24 protein-coding genes and 2 tRNA genes are annotated in these 23,596 nt (G+C 52.1%); 14 read left to right on the top strand and 12 right to left on the bottom strand.

The window, feature by feature from the left end; translation table 11 throughout:
• Nucleotides 1-114: 114 nt before the first annotated feature.
• Together EM595_RS06700 and EM595_RS06695 are read left to right on the top strand one after the other, a co-directional pair.
• Nucleotides 115-345, top strand: a complete 231-nt coding sequence (locus EM595_RS06700) for a YccJ family protein (protein WP_067429364.1) — start codon at nt 115-117, stop codon at nt 343-345.
• 59 nt (nt 346-404) lie between these two features.
• Nucleotides 405-1,781 carry an NAD-dependent succinate-semialdehyde dehydrogenase gene (locus EM595_RS06695; RefSeq protein ID WP_067429361.1) on the top strand — a complete coding sequence of 459 codons (1,377 nt, stop codon included), beginning with the start codon at nt 405-407 and terminating at the stop codon, nt 1,779-1,781.
• A 30-nt stretch (nt 1,782-1,811) separates the two neighbouring features.
• Here EM595_RS06695 and agp read toward each other — a convergent pair whose 3' ends face one another.
• The 3 genes from agp to EM595_RS06680 form a co-directional block, all read right to left on the bottom strand.
• Nucleotides 1,812-3,386 (bottom strand): bifunctional glucose-1-phosphatase/inositol phosphatase, encoded by a 1,575-nt coding sequence (agp, locus tag EM595_RS06690; RefSeq protein ID WP_067429358.1) that lies wholly within the window; start codon nt 3,384-3,386, stop codon nt 1,812-1,814.
• Between the two features lie 278 nt (nt 3,387-3,664).
• Nucleotides 3,665-3,752: transfer RNA gene (locus EM595_RS06685), tRNA-Ser, on the bottom strand.
• A gap of 176 nt (nt 3,753-3,928) precedes the next feature.
• Nucleotides 3,929-4,016 (bottom strand) — tRNA-Ser (locus EM595_RS06680).
• A 220-nt stretch (nt 4,017-4,236) separates the two neighbouring features.
• On the opposite strand from EM595_RS06680, the gene yccA reads away from it, so the two are divergent.
• On the top strand, nt 4,237-4,893 hold the full coding sequence (gene yccA / locus EM595_RS06675; protein WP_067429355.1) for an FtsH protease modulator YccA: 657 nt from the start codon (nt 4,237-4,239) through the stop codon (nt 4,891-4,893).
• A 113-nt stretch (nt 4,894-5,006) separates the two neighbouring features.
• Entirely contained in the window at nt 5,007-5,333 is a 327-nt protein-coding gene (tusE, locus tag EM595_RS06670; RefSeq protein WP_067429352.1) for a sulfurtransferase TusE, read from the top strand.
• Here the strand turns inward: tusE and yccX are convergent, their stop codons facing one another.
• Nucleotides 5,334-5,612, bottom strand: coding sequence for an acylphosphatase (gene yccX / locus EM595_RS06665; protein WP_067429349.1), 279 nt, complete (start codon nt 5,610-5,612; stop codon nt 5,334-5,336).
• Between the two features lie 85 nt (nt 5,613-5,697).
• Between yccX and rlmI the strand changes: the two genes are divergently transcribed.
• Together rlmI and hspQ are read left to right on the top strand one after the other, a co-directional pair.
• Nucleotides 5,698-6,888 (top strand): 23S rRNA (cytosine(1962)-C(5))-methyltransferase RlmI, encoded by a 1,191-nt coding sequence (gene rlmI, locus EM595_RS06660; RefSeq protein ID WP_067429346.1) that lies wholly within the window; start codon nt 5,698-5,700, stop codon nt 6,886-6,888.
• Nucleotides 6,889-6,953: 65 nt separating this feature from the next.
• Nucleotides 6,954-7,271: a heat shock protein HspQ gene (hspQ, locus tag EM595_RS06655; RefSeq protein WP_067429344.1), complete on the top strand. Its 318-nt coding sequence runs from the start codon at nt 6,954-6,956 to the stop codon at nt 7,269-7,271.
• Between the two features lie 24 nt (nt 7,272-7,295).
• Here the strand turns inward: hspQ and EM595_RS06650 are convergent, their stop codons facing one another.
• Nucleotides 7,296-7,715, bottom strand: coding sequence for a CoA-binding protein (locus EM595_RS06650; RefSeq protein WP_067429342.1), 420 nt, complete (start codon nt 7,713-7,715; stop codon nt 7,296-7,298).
• Between the two features lie 173 nt (nt 7,716-7,888).
• On the opposite strand from EM595_RS06650, the gene EM595_RS06645 reads away from it, so the two are divergent.
• Both EM595_RS06645 and EM595_RS06640 read left to right on the top strand, forming a co-directional pair.
• The gene (locus tag EM595_RS06645) at nt 7,889-8,533 is read left to right on the top strand and encodes a YccT family protein (RefSeq protein WP_067429336.1); all 645 of its coding nucleotides are present in this window, start codon (nt 7,889-7,891) and stop codon (nt 8,531-8,533) included.
• A 55-nt stretch (nt 8,534-8,588) separates the two neighbouring features.
• The gene (locus tag EM595_RS06640; RefSeq protein WP_067429333.1) at nt 8,589-9,047 is read left to right on the top strand and encodes a methylglyoxal synthase; all 459 of its coding nucleotides are present in this window, start codon (nt 8,589-8,591) and stop codon (nt 9,045-9,047) included.
• 2 nt (nt 9,048-9,049) lie between these two features.
• On the opposite strand, the gene helD is transcribed toward EM595_RS06640, so the two are convergent.
• Nucleotides 9,050-11,104 (bottom strand): DNA helicase IV, encoded by a 2,055-nt coding sequence (helD, locus tag EM595_RS06635; protein WP_067429330.1) that lies wholly within the window; start codon nt 11,102-11,104, stop codon nt 9,050-9,052.
• 136 nt (nt 11,105-11,240) lie between these two features.
• On the opposite strand from helD, the gene EM595_RS06630 reads away from it, so the two are divergent.
• Nucleotides 11,241-11,687 carry a YccF domain-containing protein gene (locus EM595_RS06630; RefSeq protein ID WP_067429327.1) on the top strand — a complete coding sequence of 149 codons (447 nt, stop codon included), beginning with the start codon at nt 11,241-11,243 and terminating at the stop codon, nt 11,685-11,687.
• Nucleotides 11,688-11,696: 9 nt separating this feature from the next.
• Entirely contained in the window at nt 11,697-13,832 is a 2,136-nt protein-coding gene (gene yccS / locus EM595_RS06625; protein ID WP_067429324.1) for a YccS family putative transporter, read from the top strand.
• Here the strand turns inward: yccS and EM595_RS06620 are convergent.
• Entirely contained in the window at nt 13,829-14,458 is a 630-nt protein-coding gene (locus EM595_RS06620; protein ID WP_067429321.1) for a TfoX/Sxy family DNA transformation protein, read from the bottom strand. The genes yccS and EM595_RS06620 overlap by 4 nt on opposite strands.
• A gap of 213 nt (nt 14,459-14,671) precedes the next feature.
• Here EM595_RS06620 and sulA point away from each other — a divergent pair, with 213 nt between their 5' ends.
• Together sulA and ompA are read left to right on the top strand one after the other, a co-directional pair.
• The gene (sulA, locus tag EM595_RS06615) at nt 14,672-15,166 is read left to right on the top strand and encodes an SOS-induced cell division inhibitor SulA (RefSeq protein WP_067429318.1); all 495 of its coding nucleotides are present in this window, start codon (nt 14,672-14,674) and stop codon (nt 15,164-15,166) included.
• Between the two features lie 353 nt (nt 15,167-15,519).
• A complete protein-coding gene (gene ompA, locus EM595_RS06610; protein ID WP_067429315.1) occupies nt 15,520-16,590 on the top strand; it encodes a porin OmpA in 1,071 nt (356 codons plus the stop codon).
• Between the two features lie 85 nt (nt 16,591-16,675).
• Here the strand turns inward: ompA and matP are convergent, their stop codons facing one another.
• Nucleotides 16,676-17,131, bottom strand: coding sequence for a macrodomain Ter protein MatP (gene matP, locus EM595_RS06605; RefSeq protein WP_067429313.1), 456 nt, complete (start codon nt 17,129-17,131; stop codon nt 16,676-16,678).
• 146 nt (nt 17,132-17,277) lie between these two features.
• On the opposite strand from matP, the gene EM595_RS06600 reads away from it, so the two are divergent.
• Together EM595_RS06600 and fabA are read left to right on the top strand one after the other, a co-directional pair.
• Nucleotides 17,278-19,053, top strand: coding sequence for an AAA family ATPase (locus EM595_RS06600; protein ID WP_067429310.1), 1,776 nt, complete (start codon nt 17,278-17,280; stop codon nt 19,051-19,053).
• A 63-nt stretch (nt 19,054-19,116) separates the two neighbouring features.
• Nucleotides 19,117-19,635 carry a bifunctional 3-hydroxydecanoyl-ACP dehydratase/trans-2-decenoyl-ACP isomerase gene (fabA, locus tag EM595_RS06595; protein ID WP_067429307.1) on the top strand — a complete coding sequence of 173 codons (519 nt, stop codon included), beginning with the start codon at nt 19,117-19,119 and terminating at the stop codon, nt 19,633-19,635.
• Between the two features lie 46 nt (nt 19,636-19,681).
• Here fabA and rmf read toward each other — a convergent pair whose 3' ends face one another.
• The 4 genes from rmf to pqiA all read right to left on the bottom strand — a co-directional run bounded on the left by rmf (nt 19,682) and on the right by pqiA (nt 23,590).
• Nucleotides 19,682-19,852: a ribosome modulation factor gene (rmf, locus tag EM595_RS20610; RefSeq protein WP_071852493.1), complete on the bottom strand. Its 171-nt coding sequence runs from the start codon at nt 19,850-19,852 to the stop codon at nt 19,682-19,684.
• A 279-nt stretch (nt 19,853-20,131) separates the two neighbouring features.
• Nucleotides 20,132-20,695: a membrane integrity-associated transporter subunit PqiC gene (gene pqiC / locus EM595_RS06590; RefSeq protein WP_067429305.1), complete on the bottom strand. Its 564-nt coding sequence runs from the start codon at nt 20,693-20,695 to the stop codon at nt 20,132-20,134.
• Nucleotides 20,692-22,335, bottom strand: coding sequence for an intermembrane transport protein PqiB (pqiB, locus tag EM595_RS06585; RefSeq protein WP_067429302.1), 1,644 nt, complete (start codon nt 22,333-22,335; stop codon nt 20,692-20,694). The genes pqiC and pqiB overlap by 4 nt, the downstream gene beginning before the upstream one ends.
• Entirely contained in the window at nt 22,322-23,590 is a 1,269-nt protein-coding gene (pqiA, locus tag EM595_RS06580; protein ID WP_067429298.1) for a membrane integrity-associated transporter subunit PqiA, read from the bottom strand. The genes pqiB and pqiA overlap by 14 nt, the downstream gene beginning before the upstream one ends.
• Between the last annotated feature and the right edge of the window lie 6 nt (nt 23,591-23,596).

Genomic DNA, 23,596 nt, shown 5'->3' with positions numbered 1-23,596 from the left:
ATGCGGATAAAAAATCCTGATTATTGACGCGAAACCCGTCATTGCCCGCTAAATGGGCCAACAGGTCGCCCTTCAGGCGGACACCTAACGGAAACGACTTAACAGGAGAGCAAAATGGCTACGCAACAATCTAAAGAACATCATGTGGGCGAATGGGCAACCCTGCGTCAAACCTCAACGGAAATTGCCGAAGCGATTTTCGAGGTTGCTGAATATGACGAGAAAAAAGCCGAAGCGATTTGGGAACAGCAAGGCAACGATGAAGTGCTGTTCCGCGCTTTTGATAAAACTAAAGAAGACGTCCTGACCTGGGACGGTAAAACGGTTGAACGTAAGAACGTGTAATGCCTTTTCGGGCGGCCACATATGCCGCCCGCGCTATTTTTTTCACCAAGGAGCACCGAATGTCCTCATATCAAAGCATCAATCCCGCCACCAATCAGCTGCTTAAAACCTGGCCATCACATAACGAAGAATACGTTGCCAGCGCACTGGATACGGCGCATAAATTATTCAAATCTTCCTGGAGCAAAGGCGATATTCAACCGCGCCTTCAGGTGCTGAAGAAAATGGCCGATCTGATCGACAGCCGCGCGGAAGAACTGGCACAGGTTGCCAGTAAAGAGATGGGCAAGCTGATTGCCCAAAGCCGTGGCGAAGTGAAAATTTGTTCGCAGATCGCCCGTTATTACGCAGAGCACGCCGAACGTTTTCTGCAGCCGGTGAGCTATCCTTCCGAACTTGGCGAAGCCTGGATTGAACATCATCCGATTGGCGTACTGGTCGCGGTTGAACCCTGGAATTTCCCTTATTACCAGCTGATGCGCGTACTGGCGCCAAACCTTGCTGCCGGTAACCCGGTGCTGGCTAAGCATGCTGCTAACGTGCCTCACTGCGCGACGCTGTTTGAAGAGCTGGTGCGCGAAGCTGGCGCTCCAGAAGGTGTCTGGACCAATCTGTTTATTTCCAATGAGCAGATTGCCGACCTGATTGCTGACGATCGGGTTCAGGGCGCTGCGCTGACCGGTTCTGAACGCGCAGGCAGCGCCGTTGCTCAGCAGGCAGGAAAATACCTGAAAAAAACCACGCTGGAGCTGGGTGGCAATGACGTGTTTGTCGTACTGGACGATGCCGATCTTGATGAAGCGGTGCGACAGGGTGTGCAGGCGCGGCTGAGCAATGCCGGTCAGGTGTGTACCGCAGCAAAACGCTTTATTCTGCATGAGAAAATTGCCGATCGTTTTATCAGCCAGATGCGCGATGCGTTTGAGAAAAGCGTTATCGGCGATCCGCTGGATGAGAAAACTACGCTGGGCCCGCTTTCATCAGCTGATGCGCGCGATCGTCTGGCCAAACAGGTTGACGATGCGGTAGCCAACGGCGCGAAAGTGGTGTGCGGTGGCAGCGTTGTGCAGGGCGAAGGTTGTTATTATCAGCCAACTATTCTTACTGACATCACGCGCGACAATCCGGCTTACTTCGAAGAGTTTTTCGGCCCGGTAGCGCAGATGTATGTTGTCAGCAGCGATGAAGAGGCCGCGACGCTGGCCAACGACTCACATTATGGTCTGGGTGGCGCGGTGTTCACTGCCGATACCGCACGCGGCCGTAAGCTGGCGTCTGCCATTGAAACCGGCATGGTGTTTATTAATTCGCAGAGTGATACGTCGGCTGAATTGCCGTTTGGCGGCGTGAAGCGTTCCGGCTATGGTCGTGAGCTATCCGATTTAGGCATTAAAGAGTTTGTGAATCAAAAACTGGTGGTTATCGCCGGGAAGTAAAAAAAGGGGCCGACAATGTCGGCCCTTTTTTTATGCCGCTTTTTCGCTGGCCGGTTTATTTTCTGGCGCTTTTTCAGCCGGTGCCGGTTTTGGCTGTTCTGCTTTCGGCTGTTCTGCTTTCGGCTGTTCTGCTTTCGGCTGTTCTGCCTTAGGTTGTGCAGCTTTCTCTTTAGCCTGATCTTTGTTTGCTTTATCAGTGCTCTCTTTACTGGCCGTAGCGTTGTCTGGCGTGGTTTTCGCTGGCGCCGTTTTTTCGCCTGATGCTTTATCCTGAGTCGGTTTGTCAGCGGCTTTGCTCTCTGCAGCTGCATGTTCAGGCGCAGCCTGTGGAGCTGGTGCAGCAACGGGTTGCATCGGCGTGCCCTGCAGTGCGTTGTTCAGCACCTGCGCAAACTGATCCCAGCTGCAGTAACCATTGGCATCTGCTTCGCAGCCGTTAAGCTGTAATGTTACGCGTTTAGCAGGATTGGCCAGCGTTAGCGGCTCGGCATTGCGCAGCTGATCGGCGGTCTGATAGACATACTCCACCTTCAGTAAATCTTTTTTATTTTTCTCATCATGCCAGCGTTCGAAAACAATCTGTCCGCCAATCGGCGTACGCTCATACTGACCTGGCAGCTGGTAAGGTTTAAAATCCAGCGCTTTCAGCAGAGAAGCGATATTGGAATCGTGTCCCACCATCAGCATAACCTTAGGTGCCGTGGCCTTATCCTGATCGACCAGCTGGCTACGAATGTAATCCACCAGCGGTGCAGCCACTTCGCGTGCGACCTCAGGTGAAGTGAAAAGCGCATCCTGATAGCCATTTTTGATGGCGGAAAGTTCCTGCCACTGCTCAGGCGTTTTGATTTGCCCCCAGGCGACCTGATCAAGCGGAAAGCCTTCATAATATTGCAGGGTAAACGCATCGATCAGTGAGTTGCCGATTTTCAGCGGTCCGCTGACGCCAGGCTCTTTGCCATTATCCGCACTGAAGCTATTCTTGCCGCTGCTCAGCGAACAGTTCTTCTGATCTTTACAGGCTGGTGCATTTTTATAATCGATGATTTTTTCCAGCCGCTGGAAGGCTGGCTGCAGATCAAGCTTTTCGCCCGCCGCGTTCATCGCGGTCAGCGCTTTCTTATTAAATGCTTCACTGTCGTCGGTAATCACCGGGTTGAACACCGGATCCATCGTGCCCATCGCATCCTGATGCGTTACATCAACGTCACAGCCAGGGAAAGCACCGTTAATAAAGAACTGTGCCGTGGCTACCGTGCGTTGCAGGCTGTTGGCATAAGCGAAAACCTGTTGATCATCAGGACACTGATCTTTCTTGATCAGCCCCTGCTGTGCCAGCCACTCGCGCGTGTAATGGCCCATATAGACTTCCAGTACACCGCCTTTGGTGGTGAGCTGACCGCCCGGTACTTCCCAGGCTGGCCAGGATTTTTTGGTTGCCTGAGCTAGCACGCTGCCATTATCCGCCAGCGGCGCACGCAAATTATGACGGCTGAAAAGCAGCACCTGTTGCAGCTGCAAATCGCCTTCGGCTGCCTGAGCCGCCAGTGTGGGGGTGATTGCGGCGAGCACGGAAAGCGCGCAAAGACTGAACTTGTTGATCATTCTGCTTATTCCCTAAAGTCTGGAAGTCATGAGTGGCTAGTTTAACGGTCACTGCAGCACAGTTTACCTCAGCGCACCAGCAAATGATGCCAGCTGTAGGCAAATTACGTTACAGCACTATAGCAAAATAGCGGACAGAGGAGAGCGTCAGCAGGAGATTGAAAAGACAGCGGTTCTGTTTTTAACGGCGGGGTTGATAAGACGTGAAAGCGATCACATTTTAATGAGAGTGCAGAAACGAAAAAGGCCAGCACGCTGTGCTGGCCTTCAGAATAGTATGGCGGAGGAGGAGAGATTCGAACTCTCGGATGGTTTCCCATCGGCGGTTTTCAAGACCGCTGCCTTAAGCCGCTCGGCCACCCCTCCGCATCCCTGAACACGTTCTCAGGTATTTCTGGAGCAGAAGTCTATCCGCTAACAACAGACTCTGCAATATGTAACTGGTTCGTTTGCGTGAATTTTCATCGCTGCGGGCTAATCATGCCCTTGTCGCCGGTTACACATTAAAAAAGCCAGCACGCGGTGCCAGCTCTTAAAATTAATGGCGGAGGAGGAGAGATTCGAACTCTCGGATGGTTTCCCATCGGCGGTTTTCAAGACCGCTGCCTTAAGCCGCTCGGCCACCCCTCCGCAATGAGGCGAACTATAAACATCTGCCTGGATGATGTAAAGCACTTAGCCGATCGTTTGCTTGAAAAACAGGCGATTATCTTTCTGCTGCTGCGATAATCGACACTTTGCTTATTCAGCAGCCAGAATTACGCGTAAAGAAGGGTAAAACGGCTTCCCCCGCTTCTGGCGGCTCCGTATTCTCAGCCCAATATAATGTGACCTGATAAAGAGGCGCTCCATGGAAAAGATCATTACTTCAGCTCGAAACAGTTCGTTGCTTAGTACGCATAAGGTTTTGCGTAACACCTATTTCTTACTGGGAATGACGCTGGCTTTCTCTGCCGTCACCGCGGCTGCCAGCACGTTGCTTGGCCTACCCCGCCCTGGCCTGATTATCATGTTGGTAGGCTTTTACGGCTTGATGTTTTTAACCCACCGTTTAGCTAACAGCCCGTTGGGCATTCTGGCAGCCTTCGCCTTCACGGGCTTTCTCGGCTACAGCCTTGGCCCCATTCTCAGTTCGTTCCTGTCAGCGGGTATGGGCGATGTCATCGCATTAGCGCTTGGCGGCACGGCAGTGGTGTTTTTTAGCTGTTCAGCCTATGTCCTGACCACCCGTAAAGATATGTCCTTTTTGGGCGGCATGATGATGGCAGGTTTTGTGGTGCTTTTGGTTGCCGTTGTCGCCAACCTGTTTCTGCAAATCCCGGCGCTGCATCTGGCAATCAGTGCTCTCTTTATTCTGTTTTCAGCCGGCGCAATTTTGTGGGAAACCAGCAATATTATTCACGGCGGTGAGACCAACTATATCCGCGCCACTGTCAGCCTGTATGTGTCGCTCTACAACATCTTTATCAGCCTGTTAAGCATCTTAGGTTTCTCACGCAGTAACTAAAACGTCTGTTTTTCCGATAAAGTTGTTAGATACAGGCTTCGCTTCGGCGGAGCCTGTTTTTTTTGCATGTGGGAATTTGTACACTGTGCCGGTTTTTACGATGGGAGGAACGCATGTTATTTAAAGGTAAAGAGATCGCGCTGGATGCTCAGGGCTATCTCAAAAATGTCGATGAATGGAGTGAAGAACTGGCGGAACACATTGCGTCAGAGGAAGGGCTTGAACTAACGGAAGCGCACTGGGAAGTCATACGTTTTGTGCGCAACTTCTATCTGGAATTCAATACCTCACCGGCCATCCGCATGCTGGTTAAAGCAATGGGCCAACAATTCGGCGAAGAGAAAGGTAACAGCCGCTATCTGTTTCGCCTGTTTCCAGATGGGCCCGCTAAACAGGCAACAAAAATTGCCGGTTTGCCCAAGCCGGTGAAATGCCTCTAGTTAGCCCGTGGTGAAGCTGGGAGGTATGTCGGTCATTGAATCGGGTTCCACCAGCACCTTATCCACCTTTGCCTGACGCGGACCGCCCGCTTTTAACCAGAGGATAAGTGCATCCACATCTTCATCAGTGCCGCATGCCAACACCTCCACGCTGCCATCGCTCTGATTTCGCGCATAGCCGGTCAGGTTAAGTTCCATGGCACGCCTTTGCGTGCTGTAACGGAATCCCACACCCTGCACAACGCCGTGTACCCAGGCTCGTCTGATTGTTTTTTCCACATCGCTCCCCTTCAGGGCTGATTGCAATTTAGCGGTATCCACCCGACAATGTCGGCTCATTTTATACAGGTAAGCATAGCAAAATATGACCGTTCGCTTGATCCTCGCCAAAGGGCGTGAAAAATCCTTGTTACGTCGCCATCCGTGGGTGTTTTCCGGCGCCGTAGCGCGTATGGAAGGAAAAGCCCAGCTGGGTGAAACCATTGATATTTGTGACAGCCAGGGCAAATGGCTCGCCAAAGGTGCCTGGTCACCGGAGTCGCAAATTCGTGCCCGCGTCTGGAGCTGGCAGGCGGATGAATCGATTGATATCGACTTCTTTGTAAAAAGATTACAGGCGGCTCAACAGCTGCGTGACTGGCTGGCAGAACGTGACGACCTCGATAGCTACCGTCTGATCGCTGGTGAATCTGATGGCTTGCCCGGCGTGACCATCGATCGGTTTGGCACTTTTTTAGTGATGCAGCTGCTGTCGGCCGGGGCTGAATATCAACGTGCGGCCATCATTACTGCGCTACAAAAATGCTATCCCGACTGCGCTATCTACGATCGTTCTGATGTTTCCGTGCGTAAAAAAGAGGGGCTGGAGCTGGTACAGGGTCCGGTTACCGGTGAAATACCGCCGCCGTTACTGCCGATTACCGAGCACGGCATGAAACTGCTGGTCGATATTCAGACCGGGCATAAAACGGGTTATTACCTGGATCAACGTGACAGCCGTCTGGCGACCCGTCGCTATGCGCAAAACAAGCGTGTACTAAACTGCTTCTCCTACACCGGCGGCTTTGCGGTTTCTGCTCTGCTGGGCGGCTGTACTGAAGTGCTTAGCGTGGATACGTCGCAGGCTGCCCTGGATATCGCGCGTGAAAATGTCGAGCTGAACGGTCTGGATTTGACCAAAGCGCAGTTTGTACGCGATGACGTTTTCAAGCTGCTGCGCCGCTATCGTGATGAAGGTGAAAAGTTTGATTTGATCGTTATGGATCCACCGAAATTCGTTGAGAATAAAAATCAACTGAACGGTGCATGCCGCGGTTATAAAGATATTAATATGCTGGCGATGCAGCTGCTCAATCCCGGCGGCATTCTGCTGACTTTCTCCTGCTCAGGATTAATGGCGACCGACCTGTTTCAAAAAATCATTGCCGATGCCGCGCTTGATGCTCAGCGTGATGTACAATTTATTGAGCAGTTCCGTCAGGCAGCCGATCATCCGGTGATCGCCAGCTATCCGGAAGGCATGTATTTAAAAGGTTTTGCCTGCCGCGTTCTGTGACTTGAAAAATGCCGATTTTATCTCCATATCGGATGTACAACGGCATGTATCGGGAGGTCACAATAATGATTGCCAGTAAATTTGGAATCGGCCAGCAGGTCCGACACAAACTGTTGGGCTATCTGGGCGTGATTGTTGATGTCGATCCAGAGTATTCGCTGCTGGATCCGAAAATTGAAGAAGTTTGCGGCAGCGAAACGCTGCGTTCTGCTCCCTGGTATCACGTTGTGATGGAGGATGATGATGGCGAAGCGGTTCACACCTACCTCGCCGAAGCGCAGATATTCGGTGAAGCACAGGCGGAGCATCCTGAGCAAACCTCGCTCGACGACCTTGCTGCTTCTATCCGCCAGCAATTACAGGCTCCACGTTTACGTCACTGATCAAACCCGCGCAAGCGGGTTTTTTTATGCCTGCTTTTGCAGTCCCAGCCGCGGAATATCGATCTTAGGACAACGATCCATGATAACCGTCAGGCCTGCATCTCTGGCCAGCACCGCCGCCGGTTCATTAATGACGCCAAGTTGCAGCCACAGCGTTTTTGCGCCCACCGCGATCGCTTCCTGAGCGACTTCCCACGCGGCTTCAGAATTGCGAAACACATCAACCATATCGATTTTATCCGGTACTTCCGCCAGGCTGGCGTAGCCTTGCTGGCCCAGTAACGTTTTGCCAGCCAGTTTCGGGCTCACTGGCGTTACCTTATAGCCCTGCGCCAACAGATAGGTCATGACCTGATAACTGGCACGTTCGGGCTTGTCGCTGGCACCCACCAGCGCGATATGACGTGTGTCGGTTAATACGCTGCGGATAAGCTCATCGTTCATCTTTATCTCCTTTTCTTTCTTTAAAGTGTAGCGTTAACACAAATGGCAATCGGGCACGCTGCGCTTGATAATGCGATCACACGCACGCATAAGTGTGTTAAAATGTTAACATGATGGCATAATGTAAGAGTTTGATACATTAACACCCGCCCTGTGGATGTTTCGGAGCACCAATGAATTTGCGTCTGGCTTTTGTCGGCTTAATGGCACTGTTATTATCAGCACCCACCCTGGCTATTACGCTAAAACTTCATCCCGACATTGATTTGCTGGTGCTGGACGGACGCAAAATCTCTGGCTCACTGCTTAAAGGTGCCGATGGTCTTGAGCTGGAACGCGGCGAACATCAATTTCTTTTTCGCATTGATAAAACACTGTCTCACGAGTCATCCAAAAAAAGCGTCGCCTGGCGCTCAGATCCGCTGATCGTCACCTTTAAAGCTGAAGCAAAAACGATTTCTATTCAGCTGCCCGCTTTTCGTTCAGTGGCTGAAAGTCGACGGTTCGAAAAAACGCTCGCCTTCAAACTGGTCGATGAGAAAGGCAATGAAATCGCCAGCCGACGCGATCATTTGCCCACCATGCCGGATGGTAACCTTGAGCAGGCGTTAATGACCTATAACGGCCACGGCAAAGTGGCTTCGGTTGCCCGCTTTGCTCGGCCTGTGGCTGCTCAGCTTCCCCAACCTGCCCTGCCTGATGAGCTGGTTTATCGTGACAACCACACCTCGCGCGTATTGCATCTTTGGCTGGAGCAGGTTGATTTGGCGACTCGCCAACGTCTTCTGTTGTGGATGAAAGCGCCGCGAACGAGTTAATCTGTCGGCTTATTCTGGCCAGAAGGCTGCTAACGTCTTTTATTCGGGAAAGTTAATGGAACAGACCAGTCGTACCCTTGCTGCTGCCAAGCAGATCGCGCTTGTTGCCCACGATCACTGTAAATCATCGTTGTTAAATTGGACCGCTACGCATAAAGCGGTGCTCAGTCAGCATACCCTTTTTGCCACCGGCACCACCGGAAACCTGATTCAGCGTGAAACCGGGCTGCCTGTGAACGCCATGCTCAGCGGGCCGATGGGCGGCGATCAGCAGGTCGGTGCATTGATCGCTGAAGGGAAAATTGACGTATTGATCTTCTTCTGGGATCCGCTGAATGCGGTACCACACGATCCCGATGTTAAGGCACTGCTCAGGCTTGCCACCGTCTGGAATATTCCGGTTGCCACCAATCGTGCCACCGCTGATTTTATTATTCATTCGCCGCTGTTTGCGCTGGCGGTGGATGTCGCTACCCCTGATTATCAGCGCTATCTGGCGGACCGCCTGAAGTGACCTCAGGGCTTGCGCAGTTGCGGCACGCCAAGCCGGTGTAATTCATCAACAAATACTGAAGGCTGCTGACGAGAATAGAGCAGCCAGACCTGCTGTCTGGCTCGTGTCATCGCCACATAGGCTAAACGGCGTTCCTCGGCATCGGGGAACGCCTCAGGCGCTGGTAGCAGTCCTTCCTCTATTACCGATTCTCTTGCCGCGGCCGGGAATCCACCCTCCCCGCTCTGCAAACCTAACACCAGCACATAATCAGCCTCCTGGCCTTTACTGGCATGCATCGTCATAAATTCCAGCTGCATTTTTGGCCAGCGCGTTTTAGCTTTCTGTAAAATCTCAGGCTGCAGATAGTGATAACGCGCCAGTATCAATACCCGCTCCTGGGGCTGAACATAGCCGCTGAGCTTATCGAGGAGCGGTTCCAGTTGCTCATCTGGCAACAGTGAAATCGATTTTTTATTGCCTTTCACCAGGCTACGAAGCGGTCTGACCAGCTGTTGTGGATTTTGCTGAATAAAACGATTGGCGATATCGCCAATACGCTCGTTAAAACGATAGGTAGTATCCAGCACGCCGCGATCGCCCTGCCCAAAATAGTGATGAAAGGCGGTGGTCAGCGTCATTTCTGCGCCGTTAAAGCGATAAATAGCCTGCCAGTCATCACCAACGGCAAACAGTGACGTTTGCTTGTTCTGCTTACGCAGCGCATTTAACAGCGCGGCACGTTGTGGCGACAGATCCTGTAGTTCATCAACCAGAATATGTTTCCACGGATTGATGAATCGCCCTTTTTCCAGGATGGCGATAGCCTGATGAATCAGTCCGGAGAAATCCACGGCACCTTCTTCTTTCAATACGCTTTTCCATGCTTTCATCAGGGGTGCCAGCAATTTTATCCGCTTGCTGAATAGCTCGCGTACCGCCTCCGGCGCATCGTCAATCATCGCGCTCTGCGCGCCGCCGTGCATACGCATCAGTCCAATCCAATATTCCAGCCGGGTCGCCAGCCGTTGACAGAGCCAGGTGTCTTCCCAGAAGGGGCCTTCATCAATCTGCCACTTCAGCTCGGTGGTTAGCCACTGACGCCAGCCATTGGCATGCGCTTTTTTTTCACTACATTGCTGCTGCCAGACGGAAATCAGCAGAGCGCGGCGAACGTCATCGTCGCTTTCCAGCCGACTGATTTTAGGTATCTTATTGCTGCCCTGCTCAATGATGTGGCAGGCAAGAGAGTGAAATGTTCTGGCCTGAATAGCGTCCTGATGAAGTTGAGAGGCGATGCGGGTATTCATCTCATCAGCCGTTTTGCGGCCAAACGCGAGCAATAAAATTTGCTCTGGTTGCGCAAGCTTGCGTAACAGCAGCCAGCCTGCCCGAGCCACCAACACTGAGGTTTTGCCACTGCCTGCGCCCGCTAACACCAGCAGCGACGTTTCGCCATTGACTACCGCTTGTGCCTGCGCCTGATTGAGTGGAGAAGATTCGACGTGACTGAAAAAATCCGCATACTGCCTCAGCATTTTTTCAGTCCAGCGACTGTTGCGATCGCTCAAGGTCACCTTGCCCTGTTGCAGCCAACGACAACACGAAGCGTAAGGCGCTATGCAATGCGGAAACTCTGCCATTCTTTCTACCGGCAAAGGAATGGCACCACAGGCACGCTGAATCTCCCGCTCTATTTCATGCAGAGCTTCCTGTCTGAGCCAGACGTCCTGCTGCTCAATCTGTGAAATCTTTTCACAGGTTTCATGTAATACCGCAGCAGAAATATCGCTCATCTCCTGGCTCCAGCGCTGCCAGTGCTGGAGCAAATGATGATAAAAACGCTGTGTCTCCTGCCACTCGGTGCCATGCAATCGCACCACTTTCTCTTCCGGCAGGGTAAATTCAAGTTCCCCCCACACCATGCCCCTTTTGCAATTGATGGCGAGCAACTGATTAAACGGAATAAGGTATTCATGTTTATCACCGCTAACTTCAACACCGGCCGTCAGCAGACGGACGCGATTGTAAGGGTGCTGTGCGAGACGTTTCCCCATCGATGTTGCTTTAAGTTCCATTCATTCAGGCCATGGCTGCGGATAGATAATCTGCTCAACAGTTTAACCGGCTGGAGTTTACCGCTCCAGCGTTAAAACAGGTTACAATTGTCGAAGCATCTCAGATGAAAAATCACTCCTAAAAGGACGTAATGCAATGCGAACAGTACTGAATATCCTTAACTTTTTTCTTGGCGGTTTTTTCACCACGCTGGCCTGGCTTTTTGCGACGGTGGTCAGCATCGTATTTATTTTCACCCTGCCTCTCACTCGCTCCTGTTGGGAAATCACCAGGCTCTCTCTGTTGCCCTACGGCAACGAAGCCGTTCACGTTGATGAGCTTCGCCCGGACAGCAAGAACGCCCTGTTTAATTCCGCTGGCACGCTGCTCAATGTGCTGTGGCTAATTTTTTTCGGCTGGTGGCTCTGTATTTCCCATATCGCCGTCGGCATTGCGCAATGTATCTCAATCATTGGTATTCCGGTGGGTATTGCCAATTTTAAAATTGCGGCGATTGCTCTCTGGCCGGTGGGCAGACGCGTCGTGTCGGTTGAAGAAGCACGTGCTGCGCGTGAAGCCAACGCCCGCCGCCGTTATTCGTGAGTAAACAGCATGAAATTGCCTGACGTCCTGGGAAAAAGCGTTATTTTAAGCAGTGCATGGCGCTACAACCTGCGCATTTTTATTGCACTCACCGGCTGTGCGGCACTGCCCTGGTGGCTGAACAGCGTCACCTGGACAATTCCGCTAACGTTAGGCGTCGTAGCCGCTGCGCTCGCCGATCTTGACGATCGCTTAACCGGGCGTCTGCGCAATCTCATCATTACCCTTTTATGCTTCTGCCTTGCTTCCGTCTCTGTTGAACTGCTGTTCCCCTGGCCGATCTGGTTCATGCTCGGACTGGCACTCTCAACGTGGGGATTTATCTTGCTCGGTGCCCTCGGGCAACGTTATGCAACCATCGCCTTTGGTGCGCTACTGATCGCTGTGTATACCATGCTGGGTATTGGCCTGTTTGATGAGTGGTATATGCAGCCAGCTTTACTTCTGACTGGCGCTGTCTGGTATAACCTGCTGACGTTAATTGGTCACATGTTGTTTCCGGTTCGGCCTGTGCAGGAACAGATGGCAAAAAGCTATATGTTGCTGGCAAACAGCCTCGAAGCAAAAGCCTCGCTGTTTGATCCGGATGGCGACGATACCGATGACGCCGCACTGATTGACGTAGCGATGGCCAACAGCCAGTTGGTTACGCAACTCAACATTACCAAAGCGTCCATTCAGAGCCGACTGCGGGGCGACCGCGGGCAGCGCAGCACGCGTCGTACGTTGCATTACTACTTTGTGGCGCAGGATATTCACGAGCGCGTCAGCTCGTCGCATGCGCAGTATCATCTTTTGCGTCAGCAGGAGCAAAACAGCGAAGTGTTGTTCCGCTTTCAACGCATTCTCAGTCTGCAGGCTAAGGCGTGTCGTCGATTGTCACAGGCGATCATCAGCCGCCAGCGTTATCAGCATGATACGCACTTTGAGCGCAGTTTTACCCATCTCGACAGCGCGCTGACCCGGCTGGAGGCTCGTAATCTTCCCGGCAAAGATCGCAAGGCGCTGCGCTATCTGTTCACTAACCTGAAGGCTATTGATGCGCAATTAGCCACTATTGAATCTGAACAGGTGCTTGAACAGGCGTGGCAACAGGGCGATACGCATCTTTCCAGCGAAGGATTAACCGGCTGGAGTGATGTCCGCCTGCGCGTGGGACGGCATCTTTCGCCACAGTCCGCCCTTTTTCGCCATGCGGTGCGCATGACTTTCGTACTTTGTGTGGGCTACGCTTTTATCCAGCTCACAGGCCTGCATCGCGGTTACTGGATTTTGCTGACCAGTCTGTTTGTTTGCCAGCCCAACTACAATGCGACCAAGCGACGCCTGGCGCTGAGAATCGTGGGTACGCTGGCGGGTGTGGCCATCGGTCTGCCGGTGTTGTGGCTGGTACCCTCTATTGAAGGCCAGCTGATTCTGATTGTGATTACCGGCGTCCTGTTTTTCTCTTTCCGCCTGATACAGTATGCACACGCCACCATGTTTATTACCCTGCTGGTATTATGCTGTTTTAATCTGCTGGGCGAAGGGTTCGCCGTCGCACTACCGCGCGTGGTGGATACGCTGCTCGGCTGCTTTATCGCCTGGCTGGCAGTCGTGGTTATCTGGCCCGACTGGCGTTTTCGTCCGCTTAATGCCGTCGCATCACGCGCACTGCATGCCGGATGTCGCTATCTCGACGCCATTAATCATCAGTATCAGGCAGGTAAAGATAACAGTCTCGATTACCGTATCGCGCGCCGTGATGCCCACAATGCTGATGCTGAGCTGGCGTCGGTGGTATCGAATCTGGCGACTGAGCCTAAAGCGATCAAACAATCGCGCGATGCAGCCTTCCGTTTGCTCTGTCTTAATCACTCATTTTTAAGCTATGTCTCAACGCTTGGCGCTCATCGCGAACAGCTTCATCACGCCGAACTGCTGACATTGCTGGGTGATGCGGTACAGGCAATTGACCTTATGCTGCAGGAAAATAGCGGAGATAATGAAAGGGCACACAAAATGCTCGCTGACCTCAATCTCAGGATTAACAGCTTCGAGATCGGTAGCGAAAGCAAAGCGCCCCTTGTATTGCAACAGCTGGGATTGATTATTGCTCTGCTGCCTGAACTGGCTCAGTTAAAACGTGAACTCAACGTCGTTTAGCCAGAAGGTTTGTCTGACAATGCACCCTGCGTTAACGCGAGCAGGTACCAGGCCTGTAGCTCCTGACGTATCTCTTCCGGTAGCGCAGCCTGGTGATAACCGCTTATAGCGCCCTGTAAGGCGAACAGCGTGTTAATGCCCAGATGCTTATTCACCGCTTTGAGTCGCAGCCAGCAGCTTTTAGCACCGGCATCACGCAGACTCTGCACGGTGGAAATACCAACCTGTCGCAGCTGTGTTTCCAGGCTTAACCCAAGATTGGGTAAGTCTTTGAGCCGCTGTTCGCGCTGCTTGCTAAGCCGCGCGTGTCTGGCTCCCTCCAGCGCAGATTGCGACAGGCTGCACAACTGCTCTTCGTCCTGCCAAATCTCATCCGTAACCTTGAAGTAATTTAGCGCTACGGGCATGCCGCGCTTCTGGATTATCAGCTGTGGGATCTGCTTATCGATGACATAACATTGCAAACCTTCGCAGGCGCGCAAATAGAGCTCATCTTCTCTGACTACAGCAAAAACGACCTGCTCAACAGCGAGACTGTAACCGCCAAACTGGGTGCGTACGTCTATACGGCCCAGCGGAGAGAGAATGCGTTGAGACTGTTCGATTGTGTGACGGGAGTTTTTCATAGCTGACCTGTCCTTCCATAGGAAATTACATAAAACGTCATGTTTTACAGAGCATTAGTGAAAATAGGCAATTCTGGTTACGGGTTCAATCATTAATTTCGATTGCATTTATTTTCATCAAAAAATGCGATCCGTTTTCCGAAATTAATGGTTGATCTTCGCTCGCGATCGCATTACTGTACATCCATACAGTAACACGGTGAGTAGATAACGATGCGTACCCAAATACGACCTTCAACTTACAGACAGCCTACTATGCATGCAGCATCAACTTCTGCTCCATCTGCCGGTTGGATAACTGAACTGAGTTACAGTGAAGATCATTCAGGCATGACTCAACAACTTTTACTGCCTTTGCTTCAGCAACTGAGCACTCAGTCACGCTGGCAGTTATGGTTAACGCCACCGCAAAAGTTGAATCGTGAATGGTTACAGCGTTCGGGTTTACCGCTGGATAAAATAATGCAGATCCCGCTTTCCAGTCAGATTGCCTCGGTTGAGGCGATGATTAAAGCATTAAGCAGCGGGAATTACAGCGTGGTTTTGGGCTGGATTGCTCAGGATATTACGCCGGATGAACGTCTTCGCCTGGATAAAGCTGCGGCGCAAGGTCAGGCATTGGGGTTAATAATGCGACCACAACTTTCGTTGCGTGCGACATCAAGACCAACAAATCAGCTAAAAATTCAGTCGACTTTGTATCATTAAGTAAAAATAAGAGCAGTCCCAGTTTTTATTTTATCATCTGCTCAAATATCTCTCTGATGCACGCGGATCCAGAGCGGGCAACGGGTTAGCGAGCGTTAGAGGGAATTGTTAGTGAAGAGTTCCCTTAATCAAATGTTAGTAATTGTGTATAAAACGCTGTTTTTTTGCCACCTCGCCTCACATCATACTTGTAAGTTTCCAATGACGTTGTAGACTTTATCTCGCCAGGGTGCTCAATAACCTCCGCTTTTTTAGACGGTAGAGTAACAATCGAGCGCAGAAACCCGGCAAAGGATTAAACCAAGAGCAACTTTTTTGCTCATTGCCTATTTGGATGATAACGAGGCGCAAAAATGAAAAAGACAGCTATCGCAATTGCAGTGGCACTGGCTGGCTTCGCTACCGTAGCGCAGGCCGCCCCTAAAGATGACACCTGGTACACCGGTGCTAAACTGGGCTGGTCTCAGTATCACGATACTGGCTACTACGGTAACGGTTACCAAAACAACGACGGCCCAACTCACGAAAGCCAACTGGGTGCCGGTGCATTCGGTGGTTATCAGGCTAATCCTTACCTGGGCTTCGAGCTGGGTTATGACTGGCTGGGTCGTATGCCTAACAAAGGCAACCAGGTTAATGGCGCATTCAAAGCACAGGGCATTCAGCTGGCAGCTAAATTAAGCTACCCGATCAATGATGACCTGGATGTTTACACCCGTCTGGGTGGTATGGTGTGGCGTGCTGATTCAACTCAGCAGGTTGTTGGCGGCAATCGCATCAGCGATCACGACACCGGCGTTTCACCTCTGGCAGCAGTTGGTCTGGAATACGCACTGACTCAGAACTGGGCAACTCGCCTGGACTACCAGTGGGTTAACAACATCGGCGACGCACAGACCGTGGGCACTCGTCCAGACAACGGCATGCTGAGCGTAGGTGTTTCTTACCGCTTTGGTCAGGAAGAAGCTGCTGCTCCAGCACCAGCTCCAACACCAGCTCCGGCTCCAGTTGTTGAAACCAAGCGTTTCACTCTGAAATCAGACGTTCTGTTTACCTTCAACAAGGCGACTCTGAAGCCTGAAGGCCAGCAGGCACTGGATCAGCTGTACACTCAGCTGAGCTCAATGGATCCTAAAGACGGCTCTGTTGTTGTTCTGGGTTACACCGACCGTATCGGTTCAGAGCAGTACAACCAGAAACTGTCTGAGAAACGTGCTCAGTCTGTTGTTGATTACCTGATCTCTAAAGGTATCCCTTCTGACAAAGTTTCTGCACGTGGCATGGGTGAAACTAACCCAGTTACCGGCAATACCTGTGACAGCGTGAAAGGCCGTAATGCCCTGATCGATTGCCTGGCACCGGATCGTCGTGTAGAAATCGAAGTTAAAGGCATCAAAGACGTTGTAACTCAGCCACAGGGCTAAGATGTTATAGCGTAAAAAAACCCCGCCTACGCGGGGTTTTTTATTGCCTGAAATCTTGTTTCGCCTGCATGAGTCAACAGTTCAGCTAGTCCGGCTTACCGAGAATATCTTTCAAGTCCTTCTTTAAAGATGACATTTGATTGTCATAACGCTCTTTTCTTTCCGCATCTTCAATCAACTGCACGATGGTTTCGGAGAGCGTCGCTGAACGCCGCTGGGCCAATCCTGCCAAACGCTGCCAGACAAGATATTCCAGATCGATCGACTTTTTACGCGTGTGCTGATGTTCAGCATTAAAGTGACGTTTGCGCCTGGCACGAATGGTTTGCTTCATGCGGTTATCAAGGTCGGGATTGATGTGTTGGCTGATCCACTCAAGCACCTCGACGGGATTATTCTCCATCGTTAACAGAACCCTCACCGCTTCCTGAGCCGCACTGTGTTCCACATAACGCGTAATCAGCTCCCCTTCCCGGTGTTTTTTGACCAGGTATTTCCATTTCCAGCCGCTTTCCAAATTTTCGAGTTGCTGATATTTCATCGGAATCTCATCGTGGACACGTAACAAACTAAGAATAACAGTTTTTTTACTGCTTGCGGCAATCAAAAATCCTTGCGGCAGATGCCGCAAAAAATAACTCAACGGTGCTTAACGCGCTGAAATCCAGTATAATCACGGTTTTCATAATGCAGATTGATACGATAACTTTGACCAGCAACCAACTTACATGGCGCGCGCTACAGCCTGATACCGACAGTTACCACCACCTGTTTACTCAGCCCTTCGATGACTCCACTGACGCCTTGCCAGACGTGCAACCTCGCCTGTTTAATGCGCTGATGCTGGTTCAGGCGAGTCAGGTCGCTTGCCCGCTGTTGTTATTACGTTGTAGTGAACAGTATGAATATCTGCAATTAATTAGCGAAGCGCTGGAAAGCCACACCGAAGCTGACGACCAGCGTTACGGTGGCCATTATCATATTAATGGCCCGGTTATCAGCTGGCAGGCGGCTGATGCGGATGACGAACCCGGTGACTTTGTCAGTAATGGTGGTATTCACTACGCCGACTGGATTGAAGACGATCAGCTGTTCGGTAGCGTACGTATCTTCCAGAACCAGATCTCACTGGAAGCCGGATTGTTGCATAAAGCTAATGGTGGCACGTTGGTGCTATCACTGCGTACGTTGCTGGCGCAGCCGGTGATGTGGCTCCGTCTGAAGGCGATGCTGACCCAGCAGACGTTTAGCTGGATCTCACCTGACAGCAATCGCCCGCTGCCTGTTTCCATTCCCTCTATGCCTTTACAGCTCCGCCTGGTGTTATGCGGTGAGCGTGAAGCGCTGGCTGATTTTCAGGAGATGGAATACGAACTCAGCACTCAGGCGATTTACAGCGAATTTGAAGAGAATCTGCAGATTGCTGATGAAGAAGAACTCATCGCCTGGCGCAACTGGGTGCAGCAGGTAGCTGTACGTAATGCGTTACCGCCCTTGGCTGTCGATGCCTGGCCAACACTGATTAAAGCCTGTACGCGCTATACCGGCGATCAGGAAACGCTACCACTCTGCCCATGCTGGCTGGCACAGCAGCTGCGTGAAGCCGCGCTGTTACAGGGTGAAATTACCGCTGCCAGCCTGAGTGAAGCCTATGCGACGCGTGAATGGCGGGAAAGCTTCCTTGCCGATCGCATGCGCGATGAAATTTTGCTCGACCAGGTACTGATTGAAACCGAAGGCGAAGCGATTGGTCAGATCAATGCGCTGTCCGTCGTGGAGTTTCCGGGCCATCCGCGCGCGTTTGGTGAACCTTCCCGTATAAGCTGCGTGGTGCATGCTGGCGACGGTGAATTTACCGATGTAGAGCGAAAAGCGGAGCTCGGTGGGAATATTCATGCCAAAGGCATGATGATTATGCAGGCTTATCTGATCGCAGAACTGGAACTCGATCAACAGCTGCCCTTCTCTGCTTCGTTGGTGTTTGAGCAATCCTATTCTGAAGTCGACGGTGACAGCGCCTCGCTGGCTGAGCTTTGTGCGTTAATCAGCGCGCTGGCCTTGCAGCCTATTAACCAACAGCTGGCGGTCACCGGCTCGGTCGATCAGTTTGGCAACGTACAGCCGGTCGGCGGCCTGAATGAAAAAATTGAAGGCTTCTTCCAGATTTGCCAACAGCGCACGCTCTCCGGCAAACAGGGCGTCATCATTCCTGCCAGTAATGTGCGCCATCTCAGCCTCAGCGACGACGTGGTCAATGCGGTGCGTGAAGGACAGTTCTCGATCTGGGCAGTGAATCGCGCAGAAGAAGCGTTACCGTTGCTGACCGGTGTTGTCTGGCAACATGAGAAAGCGCCCTCTTTGCTACAGAGCATTCAGGAGCGCATTACCCAAATTAACCAGCTGGACGCACGCCAGCGTCCCTGGCCGCTGCGGTGGTTGAACTGGTTTAACCGCGCTGATTGAACTTGATCAGCCTGTGCCAGTTAGCTAACCTCCGTAACTCACTACAATAGGGCAATTTAAAACATGGTAGATAAACGCGAATCCTACTCGAAAGAAGATTTAATCGCTTCCGGACGCGGTGAACTTTTCGGCGCTGAAGGTCCGCCGTTGCCTGCCGGCAACATGCTCATGATGGACCGCGTTGTCAAAATGACGGAAGACGGCGGTAATTATGGTAAAGGCTTTGTGGAAGCTGAACTGGATATCAATCCGGACCTGTGGTTTTTTAGCTGCCACTTTATCAACGATCCGGTGATGCCTGGTTGCCTCGGCCTTGATGCGATGTGGCAGCTGGTAGGATTCTATCTCGGCTGGCTGGGCGCTGAAGGCAAAGGCCGTGCGCTGGGCGTGGGCGAAGTGAAATTTACCGGTCAGGTTTTGCCAACCGCGAAAAAAGTTTCTTATCGCATTCACTTTAAGCGCGTCATTAACCGTAAGCTGGTGATGGGTGTGGCGGATGGTGAAGTGCTGGTTGATGGTCACGTTATCTATACGGCCACCGATCTGAAAGTCGGTCTGTTCAAAGACACAACGGCATTCTGAATTAAAAAACCTCCGCTCTGGCGGAGGTTTTCTTTGAAGACAGCAACTACGCGGCCGTAGCCGTCCTGTCCTCCATGGCTTGTCGCCAACCTCCCAACCAGTAAGACTTCGTATCAATTGTTTGATACGGGCACATCTCTTTAGAGCGCCCTGTGATGCCAGCTTGATAACCACGTGAATGGGCTCGTTCAAGGCGATCTCGTTTCTGTCTCTTCATGCCGCGTTTCCCTCATTACATTAAGGTCTGGTGGAATCTGGTGGAAAGAAAACAGTGGCGCATTTCGTGCTGCCACTATTAATTTCTAACGCGGATCGATCGAAAGGTCAATGCGCAAATTTCACGCCAATGTCATTTTTTTGCATAAAGAAAAGCGGCGTCAAAGCCTGAATTCGCTTACTTATTGCGCTATCGTAATGATAGCTGGCATAAAAAAATCCCCGATACACGCTGATTTCTTTTGGCGCATCGGGGATTTTTATCGGGCTTCAGGTAAGATTATTTAATCGTTACCAGCGTTTTTGCTATCTCATCTGCCTGCTGCTTCCAGCCCTGCGCCAGCGTGCTGACCAGCGCATCGTAGCCATCTTCCGACTGTGGCAACACCACGTTAAACGCATGCTTGATCACCCTTCCCTGATGCTCCAGCAACCATTCACCGCTGATCACCGCTTTGCCATCATAACGCCCCTGGAAACCGGTGACGTTAACATTCAGCGTATCGTAGTTAGCGCCTAGCGGTTTTGACGAGATTAACCAACCGGGCAAAGCCTGACCAAGATTACTGACCAGTGTTTGCTGCAGTTGCTGATCCAGCGGGCTGGCCCACAGATTATTAGCGGCGATGACATACTGCACTTCACTCGCCTGATAGACCACGCCATTACCTGCAAGATAATCAGGTACCGAAACATGCTCGACCCACACCACCGACTGGCCGTCAGCTGGCGTAGCGATCACCGTTGCCGGTACCTGTGCGGTGGGCAACTGATAATAGTGCGTCTGCGGTGTGCTGCTACAGGCAGTGAGCAACACCGCCGCAGCCAGAATTAATCCTTTCACTGTTTCGCCCTTTTTGGCTGTGGATCTTGTCCGGGTTTCGCTTCAAACACCAGCGCATTGCTCTTGGTATTCAGCGTCTTCAGTACGGGTTGCAGCTCACGCATCACTTGATCCAGCCGCTGCATATCACCCACCAGCTTATTATAGGCCGGTGAACCTGGCTGTAGCCCTTTCATACTGCGGTTCAACTCACGTAGCGTTTGCTGCATATCGCCTGGCAACGCCTGCAGTGCCGGGCTGGCGGTGATCTTGTTGAGATTATCCAGCGTTTTCTGCACATCACGCATTGTACGCTGCGTCTCTTTCAGCGTACCGGTCGCCTCATTGATCATCGGATTCAACGGCAGCTGATTAATCTTATCCAGCGCCTGGGTCAGTTTCTGTTGGATCTGCGCCAGGCCACCGCTGGTGGTGGGAATGATCTCGTAACCCGCTACTTTATTCGGTCCTTTATACGCCGGCACATTGTCATAAAAGTCGAGATCGATATACAGCGAGCCGGTTAACAGGTTGGCCGATTTCAGTGACGCACGCAGACCCTGTTTTTTACCATCCTGCAGATGCTGTTCAAGATCGAAGTTATCGCCCAGTCGCTGCATAAAGCGATCGGGTTCAATGCGAATCAGCACCGGAATACGGTAGTCATTATTCAATGCCTGTGTCGCGCCAGGGAACAAATACGGCACTTCGGCAACCGTACCCAGCCGGATGCCGCGGAATTCAACCGGCGCACCCGCCTGCAGGCCACGAATCGAGTCGTTAAAGAACATCAGATAATCGATGTGCGTGGTATAGAGTGAATCCTGAATGTTGCGCTGGTTATCGTAAAGATGGTATTCGGCCTGATTACTGGCAGCGCTGCCCAGCTCCCAGCCATCCGGCACGTCGAAGCTGACGCCGCCGCTGAACAGTGTGGTCAGCGATCCCATCTCAACCCGCATGCCCGAGGCGGACATATCCACGGCTATACCGCTGTCCTTCCAGAAGCGTACATTGCTGGTCACGAGGCGATCGTACGGCGCGTTGATAAACAACTGATAGCGCATCACGCGTTTATCGGCATCGAACTGACTGGTTTCAACCGAGCCCACGCGATAGCCGCGAAACAGCACCGGATCGCCCGGATTGAGCTGGCCCGCTTTGATGCTGTCCAGCGTAATGCGAATACCCTTAGCATCCGGCGAGGCGAGCGGCGGTGAGTCGAGCAGTTCATAACGCGGCGCCACCTCACCCTTTGCACCGGGCTGCAGCTCAATGTAGGAACCGGAAAGCAGCGTGCCTAAACCGGTTACGCCCTCTTTTCCTACCTGCGGTTTCACCACCCAAAACACGCTATCCTTGTGCAAGAGCTTTCCCATGCCGGAATTGAGGCGCGCCTTGATCTCAACATGGTTGAGATCGTCGCTCAACACGGCGCTTTCGACCACGCCAACGTTGACGCTGCGGCTTTTGATCGCCGTTTTCCCCGCCTCAATACCTTCGGCGTTGGTGGTAATTAAGGTCACTTCCGGGCCCTGATGGCTGAAGTGATAAAACAGGATCCATCCACCAATCAGCAGGGTGAGAATGGGAATGATCCAGACCGGCGACCAGCGCTTAATTTGGTCAACCTGGGCGATGCCGCGATTATTGTCCGTCAACGCTCGGCTCCTTAAGAGTGTTTTTATGTTTTATGTCCCACGTCAACCGGGGATCAAACGCCATGGCTGCAAAGATGGTTAAAATGACCACCACCGCAAACAGCAGTGCCCCAATGCCGGGATTGATACTCATTAAACGTCCCATCTGCACCAGTGCAGAGAGAACAGCAACGACAAATACGTCAATCATCGACCAGCGGCCGACAAACTCCACCACTTCATAAATCAGATGCATTTTTTCTCTGTCGCCACGGCCATAGCCTTTTGCATCCCAGCAGAGCCAGCCAATGGCGAGCATTTTCAGCGAGGGCACCATAATACTGGCGATGAAAATCACCAGCGCAATCGGATATGAGCCATCGCTCCACAGCAGAATAACGCCCGCCATGATGTTTGAGTTGTGTTCACTGCCCAGCGTATTGGTCAGCATAATCGGCAAAATATTGGCCGGTATATAGAGCATTACGGAGGTAAAAAGCAGTGCCAGCGTCCATTGCAGGCTATGCTTGCGCCGCGCATGGCCAGTTACGCCGCAGCGAGGGCAACTGAGCTGGCCAACCGGCAGCACAGCGGTACAGCAGGAACAGGATCGCAGTCCCTGCTCCAGACCGCTGATACCACCTTGCGGCTGATGAGGCAAAGCGGGCTGCGGTGCGATACGCTGCCATAACCAGCGGCGATCAACGCACTGGATCGCGCGTAGCTGCATCATGCAAAACAGACACCACGGCCAAAAGCTGGTGCCCAGGCCGATGTCACCATAAGCCATTAGCTTAACGAAGCTGACCAACACGCCAGCCATAAAGATTTCCGCCATGCCCCAATTTTTGAGCTGAAACAGCACGCGCGCCAGGCCGCCGCGTAGCGTGTGCGGCAGCGGCAGATTGGTCATTAACAGCAAAATGAGTAGCATGCAGCAGGCCGGAATGCCCTGTACCAGCAACAGAAAAATGGTGGCAAGACTGCTGTAATCTTCATTAACCATCACACGCGGTATCTGCATCAGCCCAATTTCACTGCTGATGCCAGAAACGTGCATATTCACGAAAGGAAAGAGGTTAGCCAGCAGCAGCATGACCAGCGCGGCGATGGCATAAGCGACCGGGCGTTTGCCCGGGTCGCTCCAGTTGGTCGCCAGCGTGGTGTGACAGCGCGGACAACGCGCCCGTTGTCCGGGCGCCATGGTGGGTAATTCAACGGTCAGATCACATTGCGGACAGAGCATCCATTGATGCGCATGATCCTGTGAACACATACTCTT

The organism is Duffyella gerundensis, assembly GCF_001517405.1.
Taxonomy (GTDB): Bacteria; Pseudomonadota; Gammaproteobacteria; order Enterobacterales; family Enterobacteriaceae; genus Duffyella; species Duffyella gerundensis.
The sequence above is the reverse complement of the archived record's forward strand: the minus strand, read 5'-3'. Positions and strand labels throughout refer to the sequence as shown.

What these genes read in the sequence shown, in the direction of transcription:
- yccA (WP_067429355.1), top strand. Translation starts at nt 4,237, where the DNA reads ATGGAAAAGATCATTACTTCAGCTCGAAACAGTTCGTTGCTTAGTACG.
- ompA (WP_067429315.1), top strand. Translation starts at nt 15,520, where the DNA reads ATGAAAAAGACAGCTATCGCAATTGCAGTGGCACTGGCTGGCTTCGCT.
- hspQ (WP_067429344.1), top strand. Translation starts at nt 6,954, where the DNA reads ATGATTGCCAGTAAATTTGGAATCGGCCAGCAGGTCCGACACAAACTG.
- pqiA (WP_067429298.1), bottom strand. Translation starts at nt 23,590, where the DNA reads ATGTGTTCACAGGATCATGCGCATCAATGGATGCTCTGTCCGCAATGT.
- EM595_RS06645 (WP_067429336.1), top strand. Translation starts at nt 7,889, where the DNA reads ATGAATTTGCGTCTGGCTTTTGTCGGCTTAATGGCACTGTTATTATCA.
- fabA (WP_067429307.1), top strand. Translation starts at nt 19,117, where the DNA reads ATGGTAGATAAACGCGAATCCTACTCGAAAGAAGATTTAATCGCTTCC.
- EM595_RS06700 (WP_067429364.1), top strand. Translation starts at nt 115, where the DNA reads ATGGCTACGCAACAATCTAAAGAACATCATGTGGGCGAATGGGCAACC.
- rmf (WP_071852493.1), bottom strand. Translation starts at nt 19,852, where the DNA reads ATGAAGAGACAGAAACGAGATCGCCTTGAACGAGCCCATTCACGTGGT.
- matP (WP_067429313.1), bottom strand. Translation starts at nt 17,131, where the DNA reads ATGAAATATCAGCAACTCGAAAATTTGGAAAGCGGCTGGAAATGGAAA.
- sulA (WP_067429318.1), top strand. Translation starts at nt 14,672, where the DNA reads ATGCGTACCCAAATACGACCTTCAACTTACAGACAGCCTACTATGCAT.
- yccS (WP_067429324.1), top strand. Translation starts at nt 11,697, where the DNA reads ATGAAATTGCCTGACGTCCTGGGAAAAAGCGTTATTTTAAGCAGTGCA.
- EM595_RS06695 (WP_067429361.1), top strand. Translation starts at nt 405, where the DNA reads ATGTCCTCATATCAAAGCATCAATCCCGCCACCAATCAGCTGCTTAAA.
- agp (WP_067429358.1), bottom strand. Translation starts at nt 3,386, where the DNA reads ATGATCAACAAGTTCAGTCTTTGCGCGCTTTCCGTGCTCGCCGCAATC.
- EM595_RS06640 (WP_067429333.1), top strand. Translation starts at nt 8,589, where the DNA reads ATGGAACAGACCAGTCGTACCCTTGCTGCTGCCAAGCAGATCGCGCTT.
- tusE (WP_067429352.1), top strand. Translation starts at nt 5,007, where the DNA reads ATGTTATTTAAAGGTAAAGAGATCGCGCTGGATGCTCAGGGCTATCTC.
- rlmI (WP_067429346.1), top strand. Translation starts at nt 5,698, where the DNA reads ATGACCGTTCGCTTGATCCTCGCCAAAGGGCGTGAAAAATCCTTGTTA.
- EM595_RS06650 (WP_067429342.1), bottom strand. Translation starts at nt 7,715, where the DNA reads ATGAACGATGAGCTTATCCGCAGCGTATTAACCGACACACGTCATATC.
- helD (WP_067429330.1), bottom strand. Translation starts at nt 11,104, where the DNA reads ATGGAACTTAAAGCAACATCGATGGGGAAACGTCTCGCACAGCACCCT.
- EM595_RS06630 (WP_067429327.1), top strand. Translation starts at nt 11,241, where the DNA reads ATGCGAACAGTACTGAATATCCTTAACTTTTTTCTTGGCGGTTTTTTC.
- EM595_RS06600 (WP_067429310.1), top strand. Translation starts at nt 17,278, where the DNA reads ATGCAGATTGATACGATAACTTTGACCAGCAACCAACTTACATGGCGC.
- EM595_RS06620 (WP_067429321.1), bottom strand. Translation starts at nt 14,458, where the DNA reads ATGAAAAACTCCCGTCACACAATCGAACAGTCTCAACGCATTCTCTCT.